Origin of the sequence: Franconibacter helveticus LMG 23732 (assembly GCF_000463115.2) — a bacterium.
GTDB classification, from domain to species: Bacteria; Pseudomonadota; Gammaproteobacteria; order Enterobacterales; family Enterobacteriaceae; genus Franconibacter; species Franconibacter helveticus.
The window spans coordinates 368,370-383,631 of the sequence record NZ_AWFX01000049.1; the positions used below are offsets into that span (position 1 = coordinate 368,370).

16 protein-coding genes are annotated in these 15,262 nt (G+C 60.2%); 9 read left to right on the forward strand and 7 right to left on the reverse strand.

Translation table 11 applies throughout. The features are described 5' to 3' along the window. Window positions 1-233 precede the first annotated feature (233 nt). Together modF and modE are read right to left on the reverse strand one after the other, a co-directional pair. Window positions 234-1,703: a molybdate ABC transporter ATP-binding protein ModF gene (modF, locus tag DW56_RS16795; protein WP_024552451.1), complete on the reverse strand. Its 1,470-nt coding sequence runs from the start codon at window positions 1,701-1,703 to the stop codon at window positions 234-236. A 76-nt stretch (window positions 1,704-1,779) separates the two neighbouring features. Next, entirely contained in the window at window positions 1,780-2,571 is a 792-nt protein-coding gene (modE, locus tag DW56_RS16800; RefSeq protein ID WP_029590039.1) for a molybdenum-dependent transcriptional regulator, read from the reverse strand. A gap of 131 nt (window positions 2,572-2,702) precedes the next feature. Here modE and DW56_RS21855 point away from each other — a divergent pair, with 131 nt between their 5' ends. The 4 genes from DW56_RS21855 to modC all read left to right on the forward strand — a co-directional run bounded on the left by DW56_RS21855 (window position 2,703) and on the right by modC (window position 5,504). After that, on the forward strand, window positions 2,703-2,852 hold the full coding sequence (locus DW56_RS21855; RefSeq protein ID WP_024552453.1) for an AcrZ family multidrug efflux pump-associated protein: 150 nt from the start codon (window positions 2,703-2,705) through the stop codon (window positions 2,850-2,852). 129 nt (window positions 2,853-2,981) lie between these two features. Next, window positions 2,982-3,758, forward strand: a complete 777-nt coding sequence (gene modA, locus DW56_RS16805) for a molybdate ABC transporter substrate-binding protein (protein ID WP_024552454.1) — start codon at window positions 2,982-2,984, stop codon at window positions 3,756-3,758. After that, on the forward strand, window positions 3,755-4,444 hold the full coding sequence (gene modB, locus DW56_RS16810; RefSeq protein WP_024552455.1) for a molybdate ABC transporter permease subunit: 690 nt from the start codon (window positions 3,755-3,757) through the stop codon (window positions 4,442-4,444). Before modA ends, modB begins: the two co-directional genes overlap by 4 nt. A gap of 1 nt (window position 4,445) precedes the next feature. After that, the gene (modC, locus tag DW56_RS16815; RefSeq protein WP_024552456.1) at window positions 4,446-5,504 is read left to right on the forward strand and encodes a molybdenum ABC transporter ATP-binding protein ModC; all 1,059 of its coding nucleotides are present in this window, start codon (window positions 4,446-4,448) and stop codon (window positions 5,502-5,504) included. Here the strand turns inward: modC and DW56_RS16820 are convergent, their stop codons facing one another. Then, window positions 5,505-6,323, reverse strand: coding sequence for a pyridoxal phosphatase (locus tag DW56_RS16820; protein WP_024552457.1), 819 nt, complete (start codon window positions 6,321-6,323; stop codon window positions 5,505-5,507). It lies immediately after the preceding gene. A gap of 155 nt (window positions 6,324-6,478) precedes the next feature. Between DW56_RS16820 and pgl the strand changes: the two genes are divergently transcribed. Beyond that, the gene (gene pgl, locus DW56_RS16825; protein ID WP_024552458.1) at window positions 6,479-7,474 is read left to right on the forward strand and encodes a 6-phosphogluconolactonase; all 996 of its coding nucleotides are present in this window, start codon (window positions 6,479-6,481) and stop codon (window positions 7,472-7,474) included. Between the two features lie 76 nt (window positions 7,475-7,550). Here pgl and DW56_RS16830 read toward each other — a convergent pair whose 3' ends face one another. The 4 genes from DW56_RS16830 to bioA all read right to left on the reverse strand — a co-directional run bounded on the left by DW56_RS16830 (window position 7,551) and on the right by bioA (window position 11,515). After that, a complete protein-coding gene (locus DW56_RS16830) occupies window positions 7,551-8,861 on the reverse strand; it encodes a putative acyl-CoA thioester hydrolase (protein ID WP_024562006.1) in 1,311 nt (436 codons plus the stop codon). Between the two features lie 111 nt (window positions 8,862-8,972). Beyond that, complete coding sequence (locus tag DW56_RS16835; RefSeq protein ID WP_024554373.1) at window positions 8,973-9,449, reverse strand: kinase inhibitor; 477 nt, start codon at window positions 9,447-9,449, stop codon at window positions 8,973-8,975. 17 nt (window positions 9,450-9,466) lie between these two features. Next, window positions 9,467-10,147 (reverse strand): type 1 glutamine amidotransferase domain-containing protein, encoded by a 681-nt coding sequence (locus DW56_RS16840; RefSeq protein WP_024554372.1) that lies wholly within the window; start codon window positions 10,145-10,147, stop codon window positions 9,467-9,469. Window positions 10,148-10,225: 78 nt separating this feature from the next. Then, entirely contained in the window at window positions 10,226-11,515 is a 1,290-nt protein-coding gene (bioA, locus tag DW56_RS16845) for an adenosylmethionine--8-amino-7-oxononanoate transaminase (RefSeq protein ID WP_024562005.1), read from the reverse strand. A gap of 86 nt (window positions 11,516-11,601) precedes the next feature. On the opposite strand from bioA, the gene bioB reads away from it, so the two are divergent. The 4 genes from bioB to bioD are packed head-to-tail and all read left to right on the forward strand — an operon-like array spanning window position 11,602 to window position 15,208. Further along, the gene (gene bioB / locus DW56_RS16850) at window positions 11,602-12,642 is read left to right on the forward strand and encodes a biotin synthase BioB (protein WP_024552782.1); all 1,041 of its coding nucleotides are present in this window, start codon (window positions 11,602-11,604) and stop codon (window positions 12,640-12,642) included. After that, window positions 12,639-13,793 (forward strand): 8-amino-7-oxononanoate synthase, encoded by a 1,155-nt coding sequence (gene bioF, locus DW56_RS16855; RefSeq protein WP_024552783.1) that lies wholly within the window; start codon window positions 12,639-12,641, stop codon window positions 13,791-13,793. The genes bioB and bioF overlap by 4 nt, the downstream gene beginning before the upstream one ends. After that, complete coding sequence (gene bioC, locus DW56_RS16860) at window positions 13,774-14,532, forward strand: malonyl-ACP O-methyltransferase BioC (RefSeq protein ID WP_024552784.1); 759 nt, start codon at window positions 13,774-13,776, stop codon at window positions 14,530-14,532. The genes bioF and bioC overlap by 20 nt, the downstream gene beginning before the upstream one ends. Next, window positions 14,525-15,208: a dethiobiotin synthase gene (gene bioD / locus DW56_RS16865; RefSeq protein WP_024552785.1), complete on the forward strand. Its 684-nt coding sequence runs from the start codon at window positions 14,525-14,527 to the stop codon at window positions 15,206-15,208. The genes bioC and bioD overlap by 8 nt, the downstream gene beginning before the upstream one ends. Window positions 15,209-15,262 lie beyond the last annotated feature (54 nt).

A 15,262-nucleotide genomic window follows, 5' to 3' on the forward strand; every position in this document is an offset into this window, starting at 1 on the left:
CCCGACGGGTTAACGAAATGCGGTCCGTTGTTGATGCAGATTAAAGGCCATTAATGACAGCCAGACAATCAGACCAAAATACAAAAATGAGTCAGCGCGCCTGGCGACAGAGGTTTTGCTTGCCATAAATGAGGTTTGGCCGCACCCGATTAAAAAGTGACGGCCTGTGATTCACGCTTTTCAGCGTCCTGGCGGGTAATTAAAACATAAACGGTTAGCGCCCGGGCCTGCCATTATTTGGGGCCCAGCTCATAGCGATAACCCTTGCCGTCCGGCACAAACGTCAGCCGGTGGGTAATACATTGCGGCGCATCTTCTGCGTGGTGAGAGACAAATAACAGCTGCGTTTCGCCCTCGCCAATCAGAATATCGACAAAGCGGCGCACCAGCTGGCGGTTCAGCGGGTCAAGACCCTGTAGCGGCTCATCCAGAATCAGCAGCGTCGGGTGTTTCACCAGCGCGCGGGCGATAAGCGCAAGGCGCTGTTGTCCCCAGGACAGGCTGTGGAAAGGCGCGTCGGCGGCGGCGTTGCTCATGCCGAGTATATCGAGCCACTGGCGGGTCAGCTTCTGCTGGCGATCGGAAACCGCCTGATAAATGCCGATGGAGTCAAAATAGCCGGAAAGAATAACGTTGCGCACGCTGGTGCTGACGCGGTAATCCAGATGCAGGCTGCTGCTGACGTAGCCAATATGTTTTTTAATATCCCAGATGGTTTCGCCGCTGCCGCGCCGTCTGCCAAACAGCGTTAAATCGTTGCTGTAGCCCTGGGGGTGATCGCCGGTAATCAGACTCAGCAGCGTTGATTTTCCCGCGCCGTTAGGGCCGACAATCTGCCAGTGTTCGCCGGGGTTCACCGTCCAGCTCAGATTATTGAGGATAGGCTTGTCGTCATAAGAAACGATGCCGTTACGCAGCACGATGCGCGGTTCGCCTTCAGGCAAAGTATGGCGCGCCGCCGGATCGTCCGCTTGCGGCAGGCTGACTCCCGCCAGCGTTTCGCTGTGCGCCAGTTGGGCGATTAAAGCCTGCTCCAGCAGCTTCGCCCTGGGGCCGGTGTCGATGAGCGCGCAATCGGCCAGCACGCCCGCGTTTTGCACAAAATCGGGGATCTCATCAAAGCGGTTTAAGATCAAGACGATCGTGTAGCCTTGCTCGTTAAGCGTGCCGAGCAGATGAGCCAGCTGTTCGCGCGAGGCGACATCCAGACCGTCGAAAGGCTCGTCGAAAATCAGCAGGTCAGGTTGCGACATCAGCGCCTGGCAGAGCAGCGTTTTGCGCGTTTCGCCGGTCGAAAGGTATTTAAAACGGCGCGCCAGCAGCGGCTCGATGCCGAACAGCGCAGCCAGTTCGCGGCAACGGGCGTCGTCTTTTACCTCATCCTGAATGATTTGCGCGGTGGTGCGCCCGGTATCCTCTTCGCCCGGGCTAAGCAGGTCGGTATTGTTGCGCTGCCATTCGTCGCTCACCAGTTTTTGCAGCCGCTCGAAGGAGAGCAGGGCGATGCGTGAGAAATCACAGCGGCGCTCGCCTTTAAGAAGCTGAAGATCGCCCGCCAGCGCCCGGGCCAGCGACGACTTGCCGCTGCCGTTGGCGCCGACGAACGCCCAGCTTTCGCCGGCGCGCAGGGTCAGGTCGGAAAGTTCGAGGACGCGCGTATCGCTCAGGCGAAACGTGCCTTGCAAAATTTGCAATGATGACATCTGTTATCCCATTTATTGCAGCGGAAAACTACAGGGATACGTTCTGTCGGCCTTGTTGTCAATCGCTGGCGGCGTTTTAGCAGAGCGTGGCAACGATAACTTTATCGGCATTGAAACAGGCGGTAACTGTTTCGCCTTCCTGTAATGCCAGCGCCTGCGCCTGCGCAGCGGGCAGGGTAGCGCATAACGTTTGCCCGTCCGGCAAATGCAGCAACACTTCGCTGTGGGCGCCGTCGTGGAAAACGGTGGCAATGACGCCGCGAAGCTGGTTATCGGCCTGTCGCGCCTCGTCATCATTGCGGGTAAGCTGCACCCAGGGCGCCTTGAGCAGTATCAGCACTTCGCGGCCTTCATCCAGCGCCAGCCGGGCGGCGCTTTGCGCGGTAACGGCCGCTTTAACGCGCGTTACGCCGTCCGCCAGCAAAATTTCCACCTGTTCCTGCACCGCTTCGCGTTCGCGCTTCACCACGGTGCCAAACCACTGGTTGCGGGCGCTGGTTTGCAGGGAAAAGCGGGAAATAGCCGCAAGCAGGCTGTCGAGCGGCAAGCGGTCGTCGCTCAGCACATCGAAGGCTTTTTGCTGGATCTGCCCGAGCAGATCGTAAAGCTGAATAAGGCGCTGGCCGTAGCGCGTCACTTCTGCGCCGCCGCCTCCTTTGCCGCCGGTCGCGCGCTCCACCAGCAGCTGATCGCTAAGCTGGTTCATCTCGCTAATGGCATCCCAGGCGCTTTTATAACTAATGCCCGCGAGCTTCGCCCCCTGGCTAATCGAGCCGGTCTGTTCTATCTGTTTAAGAAGGGCGATACGGCGCGGATCGGCAAACAGGCGGTCCTGAAGTTTCAGCGTAAGAAGAATGTCGGCGTGCATAAGGTCATCCTGCGCAAGCAAAAAGGCTATTGTGGCGGAAAGCGGTGAGCGGGCGCAAATGGCACAAAAGAGCAGTGCGTTTTGCATGAATGCCGCTAGAATAACCCTTTGTTCATTTTCAGGAGACAACCATGCTCGAGTTGTTGAAAAGTCTGGTTTTCGCCGTCATCATGGTTCCCGTCGTGATGGCGATAATCCTGGGCGCGATTTACGCACTGGGTGAAGTGTTCAACGTCTTCTCTTCTGTGGGTCATAAAGACCGCTCAAAACAGCATCGCTGATTTCGAAACGCCCGGTTAAGCCGGGCGTTTTACTCTAAAGCTCCCTCCCGCTTCGCCGATAATCACTATGAAAAACCGTGGATGACCGTTATATTATTGCGTATATAACGACACTCACAGGAGAAGCATATGGCACAGTTTTGGGCAAAACTCACGCTTGGCGTTGCGCTGGCCGCTACGTTTACCGGGCACGCGCTGGCTGAGAATGGCAAGGTAACGGTATTCGCCGCCGCCTCGCTCACCAACGCGATGCAGGATATCGCCGCGCAATACAATAAAGAGCAGAAGGTGGATGTGGTCTCTTCTTTCGCCTCTTCTTCAACGCTTGCCCGCCAGATAGAAGCGGGCGCGCCAGCGGATATTTTTATCTCCGCCGACCAGAAGTGGATGGACTACGCGGTAGATAAAAAAGCGATCGACACGCCCAGCCGTAAAACGCTGCTTGGCAACAGCCTGGTAGTGGTGGCGCCGAAAGCCAGCCCGCAAGGCGAGATCGCGATTAACGATAAAACCGACTGGCTAAGCCTTCTCAAGGGCGGGCGTCTGGCAACAGGCGACCCGGCGCACGTGCCCGCCGGCATTTACGCGAAAGAGGCGTTGCAGAAACTCGGCGCCTGGGAAACGCTCTCGCCGAAACTCGCTCCCGCGGAAGATGTGCGTAACGCGCTGGCGCTGGTAGAGCGCAATGAGGCGCCGCTCGGCATCGTTTACGGCTCCGACGCCGTTGCCAGCAAAGGGGTGAAAGTGGTTGGCACCTTCCCGGAGAGCTCGCACCAGAAAGTGGAATACCCGCTGGCGATAGTCAAAGGGCACAACAACCCCACGGTGAGCGCCTTTTACAATTATTTGCAGGGGCCGCAGGCCGCTGCCATCTTTAAACGTTACGGATTCACAACCAGCCAATGATGTTGACGGACCCCGAATGGCAGGCGGTGCTGCTGAGCCTGAAAGTCTCTTCCCTTGCGGTACTTTTTAGTTTGCCCTTTGGGGTGCTTTTCGCCTGGCTGCTGGTGCGCTGCACGTTTCCCGGCAAGGCGCTGGTCGACAGCCTTATTCATCTGCCGCTGGTGCTGCCGCCAGTGGTTGTCGGCTATTTATTGCTGATAGCGTTTGGCCGCCGTGGTTTTCTCGGCGAGCGAATCTACGACTGGTTCGGCTTCACCTTTGCGTTTAGCTGGCACGGGGCGGTGCTGGCGGCGGCGGTGATGTCTTTTCCGCTGATGGTGCGCGCTATTCGCCTTGCGCTCGAAGGGGTGGACCTGAAGCTTGAACAGGCGGCGCGCACGCTGGGCGCGGGGCGCTGGCGGGTTTTCTTCACCATCACGCTGCCGCTGACGCTGCCGGGGATCATCGTCGGCACGGTGCTGGCGTTTGCCCGCTCGCTCGGTGAGTTTGGCGCCACCATTACGTTTGTTTCCAATATTCCTGGCGAAACCCGCACGCTGCCATCAGCCATGTACACGCTTATCCAGACGCCCGGCGGGGAAGGGGCGGCGGCCCGCCTGTGCGTGATTTCGATTGTGCTGGCGCTCTGTTCGCTGCTCGTTTCCGAGTGGCTGGCGCGCCGCAGCCGTCAACGGATTGGGGGATAAGATGCTGGAGCTTAACTTCACCCAGACGCTGGGCGCGCACAGGTTAACGCTTAATGAAACGTTGCCAGGCAGCGGCATCACGGCGGTGTTTGGCGTTTCCGGCGCAGGCAAAACGTCATTAATCAACGCCATCAGCGGCCTCACGCGCCCGGAGCAGGGCCGGATCGCGCTTAACAAGCGCGTACTGAGCGACACGGCGCAGAATATTTTTCTGCCGCCGGAAAAGCGGCGCATCGGCTACGTTTTCCAGGACGCGCGGCTTTTTCCGCACTACCGGGTGCGCGGCAACCTGAAGTACGGCATGGCGAAAAGCATGGCCGGGCAGTTTGATAAGCTGGTGGCGCTGCTTGGCATTGAGCCGCTGCTGGAACGCTTTCCAGGCAGCCTGTCGGGGGGCGAAAAGCAGCGGGTAGCGATTGGCCGCGCGCTGCTTACCGCACCGGAACTGCTGCTGCTGGACGAACCGCTCGCCTCGCTCGATCTTCCCCGTAAACGCGAGTTACTGCCCTACCTGCAACGCCTCGCCCGCGAGGTCAACACGCCAATGCTTTACGTCAGCCATTCGCTGGAGGAGATTCTGCATCTGGCGGACAAAGTACTGGTGCTGGATAACGGCGAAGTGAAAGCCTTCGGCAGCCTGGAGCAGGTATGGGGCAGCCGGGTCATGAATCCGTGGCTGCCGAAAGAGCAGCAAAGCAGCGTGTTGCGCGTGACGGTGCTGGAGCAGCACCCGCATTACGCCATGACGGCGCTGGCGTTGGGCGACCAGCACCTGTGGGTCAACCGCATCGACAGGCCCTCGCAGACGGCGCTGCGCATCCGCATTCAGGCTTCTGACGTTTCGCTGGTGCTGCAACCTTCGCCGCACAGCAGCATTCGCAACGTGCTGCGGGCGAAAGTCGTGCAGTGCTATGACGATGAAGGCCAGGTGGAAGTGCAGCTTGAGGTCGGCGCACGCACGCTGTGGGCGCGCATCAGCCCGTGGGCGCGGGATGAACTGGCCATCAAACCGGGCCTGTGGCTGTACGCGCAGATTAAGAGCGTGTCGATTACCACCTGATCAAAGCAGGTACTGATAAATCGCCTGGGCGATGCCCGGCTCGGTATTCGGGCCGATAACGTGGGTCGCGCTCGCTTTAACCACCTCGTCGGCGTTGCCCATGGCGAAGCTTAGCCCCACCGCTTTGAGCATGCTGATGTCGTTGTGGTTGTCGCCGAAGGCCACAACCTGCTCCATCTGCAACCCCTGCGAGGCGACCCATTCAGCAAGACGCGCGCCTTTGCTGTTGCCGCGGGCCGCCACGTCCACCTGATCGTGCCAGGACCATTCACACTCTACGCCCAGCTCTTTTTCCACCGTGAGGGCGAAGGTTTGCAGGCGCGGAATATCGCCGTCCGTGAGGGCGAATTTCCAGATAGATTCCACTTCCCTCGCTGCCTCACGCAGCGAAGGCACCTGGCGAAAGACAGGACGCTGATGCTCCGGCAGGCTTTTCGCCCAGTTTTCAGTACGCATCACGTGGCCCATCGGGTTCTCATACAGCATCGCGTCGTCCACATACATCAGCCCGTTAATGTGATGTTCATCCAGCAAATCAATCAGCCGCAGCGCTTTCTCCGGCGCGAGCGGATTAGCGGAAATGACCTTTTTCGCTGGATAATCATACAAATAGGCGCCATTACAACAAATTGCAGGTGTATCCAGCGCCAGTGCCTGATAAAAAGGATGAATGGCGATGTGATGGCGGCCAGTGACGATAAGCAGTTGATAACCCGCTTCCTGTGCGCGCTTAAGCGCCTCAAGCGACTGCGGCAGCAGCGTTTTTTGCGCGGTCAGCAGGGTGCCGTCCAGATCCAGGGCAATTACACGGTACGTCATTTACGTTTCCAGAAGTTGTCGAATCATACAGGTTGCCCTGATGGTACACCGCAAGCCGCAGCGGGCGAAACCCCGCGGCGCGTTTCGGCATCGCTTGCTAAAACACGCTACCCTTTGTGGCAGACCTTCAAGTTGCAGTGAGGAAAGGAGTATTCATGAAACAGACCGTTTATACCGCCAGCCCGGAAAGCCAGCAGATCCACGTCTGGCGGCTTAACCCCGAAGGGGATCTGACATTATTGCAGGTAGTGGACGCGCCAGGCCAGGTGCAGCCGATGGTCGTCAGCCCGGACAAGCGTTTTCTGTATGTCGGCGTGCGCCCTGAGTTTCGCGTTATCGCTTACCGCATCGCGCCGGACGACGGCACGCTGAGCGAGGCGGGCGAAGCGCCGCTGCCGGGTAGCCCAACCCATATCTCCACCGATCACAGCGGGCGCTTTCTGTTCAGCGCCTCCTATAACGCCGGCAGCGTGGCGGTTATCCGCTTAACAGACGGCCTGCCGGGCGAGGCTGCCGATGTGGCCGAAGGGCTGGAAGGCTGCCACTCCGCCAATATTTCGCCGGATAACCGCACGCTGTGGGTGCCGGCGCTCAAGCAGGATCGTATCTGCCTGTTTACCCTGAGCGAAGACGGTACGCTGGTGGCGCAAACGCCAGCGGAAGTAAAAACCGTTGAGGGAGCAGGCCCGCGCCATATGGTCTTCCACCCGAACCGCAAATTCGCCTATTGCGTTAACGAACTCAACAGCTCGGTAGATGTCTGGGCGCTGAGCGATCCGCACGGCAATATCGAGTGCGTGCAGACGCTGGATATGATGCCTGCCGGTTTTGCCGATACGCGCTGGGCGGCAGATATTCACATCACGCCGGATGGCCGCCATCTGTATGCCTGCGATCGCACCGCGAGCGTACTGACCATTTTCAGCGTGTCGGAAGATGGCAGCGTGCTGGCGGTGGAAGGGCACCAGCCGACCGAAACCCAGCCGCGCGGCTTTAATATCGATCACAGCGGGAAGTACCTGATTGCCGCCGGTCAGAAATCGCACCATATCGCGCTGTATGCGATTGAAGGCGCGCAGGGGCTGTTGCAGGAAAAAGCGCGTTACGCCGTAGGCCAGGGGCCGATGTGGGTCACCATTAACGCCGGGTAATGCCGCTTTAAAAAGGCAATAAAAAAGCAATAAAAAAGCAATAAAAAAGGGGGATATTTCCCCCTTTTTCTTTAGCTTATTTCTTAGGCTCCGCCACAACCTGGCTGCCTGCGCCGCGGTTGTTGAACTCCCACATACGGTTGAAGTTCGCGTCGTTAAGGTCGCGCTGTACGTTGCCTTTGTCATCCGCTGCGCCGGTGTTGCCGGTGAACGGACGCTTAGAGCCGAGCGCGTCGCCCCACGGCTTCGCCACGTTGAAACCTTCGTTGATTACGCTGTCGCGGATAACCACCTGGCCGTTAGCGGTCTGGCCTGGCGTATAGCCGCCTTCGCTTGCTTCAACGTCCCACGCGCGGCCCAGCTGCGCCACGCTGTTGCCGGAAGCGGTGAAGCGGCTGTTAACGGCGAGGAAGCCGTAGAAGAGGTTCGGCTGCGTTGCTGGCGCGAAGACATACCCTTCCTGCTGGGTGCGGGAGTTAACCAGGCGGAATTCGGTGTTGTCGAACACCACCGCGCCGCGACCGGCAACCACGTCTACATCGCCTTCAATATAGCTATTCGTTACCTGCGTGCGGGTCAGGCGGTTGGTCAGAAAACGGTTCTGCACGTCGCTGTTGGTGACAAGGAACGTGTTCTGGCGGCCCAGAATATTCACTTTATCAATCTGCACGCGATCGCCATCGCTGCGCAGCGCCACGGCCTGATGATTGCCTGCGTCCACGCTGTCGCCGAGGTTATTTTCGATGGTCAGGTTTTGCAGTTGCAGGCCGTTGTTTTGTGACCAGACCACGGCGGAGCACATCACGCCCACGGTGGCGGAGCGGCGGTTCTGGCAGTTGTCGAACATATACCATGACGGTTTGCCCGGCATATATTTGCCGCCCGGATTCACGGTATGGCGCCAGGTGTTGGCGTCCATTTCGGAGTCCAGCGCCAGGCCAATCTTCACATCTGCCGGTTTTTCACCGGTGCCGTACAGGGTCACGCTGCCGGAAGCGGCCGGAATATAAACGGTGCCTTCATAGGTGCCTGGCATCACGGCGATGTACTGACGGCTGGTGGAGTGGCGAATAATCGCCGCATCAACCGCCGCCTGAATGGTGGTATGGGTCACGCCCTGGGTGCCCGCCGGGCCGACCACGAAGTCAGGCTGCTGCGGCAGGCGAATAGCGGAAGGGGACCAGGCGGCGGCGTTGGGGTCCAGCGCGGCGAAATAGCGCGCCGGGGTAAAGTTTTTCGCTTCATCAGCGGAAAGCACGGGACGCGACGCGGTGCCCGGCGCGGTTTGCTCTGAGGGGCGTTGGTCCGGCGGAGTTGAGCTGCATGCAGTCAGTGTCACGCCAAAGGCGAAAGCCAGCGCCAGACGGGAGACCGAAAATGTGTTCAAGGGTTGCTCCTTGCTTAGCAAGTTAAAAAGAGGTTATCCACGAAAGCCTGCATTTTTATACTAAGTTGAGCGAAACGAAAAGCCGATTGTGACAATCGGCTTTAAATCGGATCAGATATAGAGGGCGGTGAGGGAAGCGCTGGCAAGCCGATGGAAATGCACGTTAAAACCGACCATCGCGCCGCTGGCGGTTTCATCCACCTCAAGACGCTCAATATCCAGCGCATGAACGGTGAAGATATAACGGTGCGATTCGCCTTTCGGCGGCGCCGCGCCGCCATAACCCGTTTTGCCGAAATCGGTCAGGGTCTGAATAGCGCCGTCCGGCAACTCCGCCTGGCCGGAGCCGGAGCCCTGCGGCAGCACGCGGGTATCCGCAGGCAGATTCGCCACCACCCAATGCCACCAGCCGGAGCCGGTTGGGGCGTCCGGGTCGTAGCAGGTCACGACGAAACTTTTTGTGCCAGGCGGCACTTCGTCCCACGCCAGGTGCGGGGAGATGTTGTCGCCCTCATAACCCATGCCGTTAAAGACATGGCGCAGCGGCAGCTTTTCGCCCTCTTTAATATCGTGGCTGATTAACTTCATTGTTGCGTTGCTCCTGTTCAGAGATCCAAAAGCTTGAGTAACTCCTGAGCGGTCGCGGCGGACGAAGCCGGGTTCTGGCCGGTCACGAGATGACCATCGGTGACCGCATACTCGCCCCAGTCTTCGGTGCGCTCGAACTGCCCGCCTTTTTCTTTCAACGCTTCCTCCACCAGGAACGGCACCACCTGCGTTAAGCCTACCGCCTCTTCTTCGCTGTTGGTAAAGCCGGTCACGCGCTTGCCTTCCACCAGCGGCGAGCCGTCCGGTTTTTTCGCATAACGCAGCACGCCTGGGGCGTGGCACACTGCCGCTACCGGCTTGCCGCCGGACCAGTAATTTTCAATCAGCGCGATAGAGACCGGGTGGTTTGCCAGATCCCAGAGCGGGCCGTGGCCGCCCGGGAAGAAAATCGCGTCGTAAGCATCGGCGTTAATATCGTCAAGTTTCAGCGTGTTAGCCAGGGCATCCTGTGCGGTTTTGTCGTCACGAAACCGTTCGGTGGCTTCGGTCTGCGCGTCCGGCTCGTCGCTTTTCGGGTCCAGCGGCGGCTGGCCGCCTTTCGGCGAGGCAACGGTCACCTCGACGCCCGCATCGCGAAAAACGTACCAGGGCGCGGCGAACTCCTCGAGCCAGAAGCCCGTTTTTTTACCGGTATCGCCAAGCTGGTCGTGAGAGGTCAGCACCATCAGAATCTTCATCGTTTCCTCCTGATTTTTTGCTTCAAATCCCTGAAGTGTAGTGCATCGCGCTTGCCGACGCCGGGCGCAGAAGCTGAATTACATTCTGAAAAAGAGCGGGTTTTTAACGGCTTCACGTACCGCCTGCGTAAGCTTCGCGAGCTGTTCCGGCGTGATGATGTAAGGCGGCATCAGATAAATAAGCTTGCCGAACGGACGTATCCAGACGCCCTTGCCGACAAAAAAGCGTTGCAGCGCCGCCATATCCACAGGATGGCGCGTTTCCACCACGCCGATTGCGCCTAACACGCGCACGTCAGCCACCAGCGGTGCTTCGCGACAGGGGGCAAGTTGGTCACGCAACTGCTGCTCAATGGCCGCTACCTGCGTTTGCCATTCGCCTTCTTCCAGCAGCGCCAGGCTCTCAGCGGCTACGGCGCAGGCGAGCGGGTTGCCCATAAACGTCGGGCCGTGCATAAAACAGCCCGCCTCGCCGTTGCTGATGGTTTCAGCGATGTCACGGGTGGTGAGGGTGGCTGAAAGGGTCATGGCGCCGCCGGTCAGCGCTTTGCCCAGACACAAAATATCCGGGGCGATCTCCGCATGTTCGCAGGCGAAGAGCTTGCCGGTGCGGCCAAAGCCGGTGGCGATCTCATCGGCAATCAGCAGGATCCCCTCGCGGTCGCACATTTTACGGATGCGCTTAAGCCAGGTCGGGTGATAGATGCGCATCCCGCCTGCGCCCTGCACGACAGGCTCAAGGATCACCGCCGCGATTTCATGGCGATGCGCCGCCAGCAGGCGGGCAAAAGGCGCAAGGTCGCGCTCGTCCCATTCGCCGTCGAAGCGGCTTTGCGGCGCGGGCGCGAAGAGGTTTTCCGGCAGATATCCCTTCCAGAGGCTGTGCATGGAGTTATCCGGGTCGCAGACCGACATCGCGCCGAAGGTGTCGCCATGGTAGCCGTTGCGGAAAGTGAGAAAACGCTGGCGCGGTTCGCCCTTCGCCTGCCAGTACTGCAACGCCATTTTCATCGCCACTTCCACCGCCACCGAGCCGGAGTCGGCCAGAAAGACGCACTCCAGCGCCTGCGGCGTCATCGCCACCAGTTTACGGCACAGCGCCACCGCCGCCGGATGGGTAATGCCGCCAAACATCACGTGCGAAACCGCATCAATCTGGTTTTTCAGCGCGGCGTTCAGGCGCGGATGGTTATACCCGTGAATGGCGGCCCACCAGGAGGACATGCCGTCCACCAGGCGTTCTCCGCTCGCAAGATGCAGTTCGCAGCCCAGCGCGCCGTTAACCGGGTAAACCGGCAGCGGCGCGCTCATGGAGGTGTAGGGGTGCCAGATGTGGCGCTGATCGAAGGCGATGTCATCGGGGGTCATAAGGGCTATTGTAAACCAAATTAAAAAGAATTAGGTTTACAAGTATATCTATAACCCCAACGAAAAAAAACTTTGGAGACGCCCTTATGGCTCACCACGCACGCTGGACTTTGTCGCAAGTTAACGCCCTGTTTGAAAAACCGCTGCTCGATCTGCTCTTTGAAGCGCAGCAGGTGCATCGCCAGCACTTTGACCCGCAGCAGGTGCAGGTCAGCACGCTGCTCTCTATCAAAACCGGCGCCTGCCCGGAAGACTGCAAATATTGTCCGCAGAGCGCCCGCTATAAAACGGGCCTGGAGGCGGAGCGGCTGATGGAAGTGGAGCAGGTGCTGGACTCCGCCCGCAAAGCGAAAGCGGCCGGCTCCACCCGCTTCTGCATGGGCGCAGCATGGAAAAACCCCAACGATCGCGATATGCCCTACCTTGAGCAAATGGTGCAGGGCGTTAAAGCGATGGGGCTTGAAACCTGCATGACGCTCGGCACGCTGAGCGATGCCCAGGCGCAGCGTCTGGGGCAGGCGGGCCTCGATTACTACAACCACAACCTCGACACCTCGCCGGAGTTTTACGGCAACATCATCACCACGCGTACCTACCAGGAGCGCCTCGACACCATTGAAAAAGTCCGCGACGCGGGCATCAAGGTCTGCTCCGGCGGCATTGTCGGCCTTGGCGAAACGGTGACCGATCGCGCTGGCCTGCTGATGCAGCTCGCTAATCTGCCAACGCCGCCGGAAAGCGTGCCGATCAACATGCTGGTAAAAGTGAAAGGCACGCCGCTTGCAGATAACGAAGACGTTGACGCGTTTGACTTCATCCGCACTATCGCCGTGGCGCGCATTATGATGCCGACCTCTTACGTGCGCCTTTCGGCAGGCCGCGAGCAGATGAGCGAGCAGACTCAGGCGATGTGCTTTATGGCGGGCGCCAACTCAATTTTTTACGGCTGCAAGCTGCTGACTACGCCGAACCCGGAAGAAGACAAAGATCTCCAGCTCTTTCGCAAGCTGGGCCTCAATCTGCAGCAAACGGCCGTGCTGGCAGGCGATAACGAGCAGCAGGAGCGCCTTGAACATGCGCTTCGCGACGCCGATAACCAGCACTATTACAACGCGGCCGCGGTATGAGCTGGCAGGCGCGCATCGACGCCGCCCTGAGCGAGCGGCGTGAAAACCACGCCTTTCGCAGCCGGGAGCCGAATGAACAGGGCAGCGGCCGCTGGCTGGTGCGCGGGGAGCAGCGCTGGCGCAATTTCTCCAGCAACGATTACCTCGGCCTGAGCCAGCATCCGGATGTCGTGGGCGCCTGGCGGCAGGGGGCGGAGCGTTACGGCGTGGGCAGCGGCGGCTCCGGTCATGTGACGGGGTATCATCACGAACACGCGGCGCTTGAAACGGCGCTTGCGCAGTGGCTCGGCTTCGACAGAGCGCTGCTGTTTATCTCCGGGTTCGCCGCCAACCAGGCGGTGATTAGCGCGCTGATGCAAAAAGAGGACTGCCTGCTGGCGGACCGCCTGAGCCACGCCTCGCTGCTTGAGGCGGCAAGCCTCAGCCCGGCGCGGCTGCGACGCTTTGCGCACAACGATACGGCGGCGCTGCAAACCCTGCTGGCGAAACCCTGCGCCGGAGAGACGCTGGTGGTGACGGAGGGCGTGTTCAGCATGGATGGCGACAGCGCGCCGCTGGCGCAAATCGCCCGGGCGTCGCGCGCAGCGAACGCCTGGCTGATGGTGGATGACGCGCACGGCATCGGCGTGGTGGGCGAAGAGGGCCGCGGCAGCTGTTTCGCCAGCGGCATCAAACCGGACATTCTGGTCGTGACATTCGGCAAAGCCTTCGGCGTGAGCGGCGCAGCGGTGTTGTGCGACGGCGACGTGGCGGATTATCTGACGCAGTTTGCCCGCCATCTTATTTACAGCACGAGTATGCCTCCCGCCCAGGCGGCGGCGTTGCGCGCCTCGCTGAACGTTATTCAGCAGGGCGATGGGTTACGTAAGCGGCTTGCGCAAAACATCGCGCGCTTTCGCGCCGGGGCCGCCGGGCTTCCGCTCGCGCTTGTCGACTCCGCCACCGCTATCCAGCCGCTGATTGTGGGCGATAACCTGCGCACCCAGGCGCTGGCGCAGCGGTTGCGCGAGCGCGGCTGCTGGGTCACGGCTATTCGCCCGCCAACGGTGCCAGCGGGCACCGCCAGGCTTCGCATTACGTTAACTGCCGCCCATGAAAATGAAGACATCGACGCGTTGCTGGAGGCGCTTTATGACGCTTGCCGTGAATAAACGCGCCGTAGCGAACGCCTTTGGCCGCGCGGCGCAGAACTATGATCGTTTCGCCGAGCTTCAGCGCATCAGCGGCGAGCGGCTGATGGCCTGCCTGCCGAATGAAAAGTTTGCGCAGGTGCTCGACGCAGGCTGCGGAACCGGCGCTTTCAGCCGCCGCTGGCGCGAGCGGGGAAGCGAGGTGACGGCGCTGGATCTCAGCGCGCAGATGCTGGCGCAGGCGCGCAGCCAACAGACCGCTCACCACTATACGCAGGGCGATATCGAGGCGCTGCCCTTTGCAAGCCGCAGTTTTGACCTGGTCTGGAGCAATCTGGCGGTGCAGTGGTGCGACGATCTTTCGCAGGGCCTCGGCGAGCTTCTTCGCGTCATCCGTCCCGGCGGGCGCGTTGCCTTCAGCACGCTGGCGGAAGGGTCGCTGCCGGAGCTGCGCCAGGCCTGGCGGGCAGTGGATGACAACCCGCACGCCAACCGGTTTCTGTCCGCCGAGGCGGTCGCCCATGCGTGTCCGCCTGCGCGCGTGTCGCTGTATCACGAGAGCATTACCCTGAACTTTGACGACGCCATGAGCGCCATGCGCTCGCTCAAAGGCATTGGGGCGACGCATCTGCATGACGGGCGGCAAAACCGCACGCTCACGCGTCGCGAGTTGCAGCAACTGACCCTGGCCTGGCCGCAGCGGGCGGACAGCTTCCCGCTCTCATACCATCTGATTTTTGGAGTGATTGAACGTGACTAAACGCTGGTTTATTACCGGAACGGATACCGAAGTAGGGAAAACCGTGGCGAGCTGCGCGCTGTTGCAGGCGGCCGCGCTTGCAGGCTACCGCACCGCAGGTTACAAGCCGGTGGCGTCCGGCAGCGAGATGACCGAAGAGGGCATTCGCAACAGCGATGCGCTGGCGTTGCAGCGCAACAGCAGCGTGCCGCTTAGCTATGAGCAGGTTAATCCGCTGGCTTTTATGGAGCCTACTTCGCCGCATATCGTCAGCGCAGAGGAGGGCAGGCCTGTCGATTTCGCCACGCTCAGCGCCGGGCTCGCCGCGCTGGAGCCGCTTGCCGACTGGGTTCAGGTGGAAGGCGCGGGCGGCTGGTTTACGCCTCTGTCTGAGACCGCCACGTTTGCAGACTGGGTCAGAGAAACGCAGCTGCCGGTGATTCTGGTGGTGGGCGTGAAGCTTGGCTGCATCAACCATGCGCTGCTTACCGCCCAGGCGATACAGGCGGCCGGGCTGCCGTTCGCAGGCTGGATAGCTAACGATGTCCAGCCCCCAGGCAAGCGCCATCAGGAATACATGGCCACGCTGAAACGCTTGTTGCCCGTGCCGCTGCTGGGAGAGATCCCGTGGCTTGGCGAAAGTGCCGGGCAGCAGCCGCTCGGGCGCTATCTGTCGCTTGAGGCGCTTTCGGCTTAAGCCGCTTTGGCTCGTGCTTTTGCACAAGGCGCGTAAGCGTTTACGAGCCTGCCT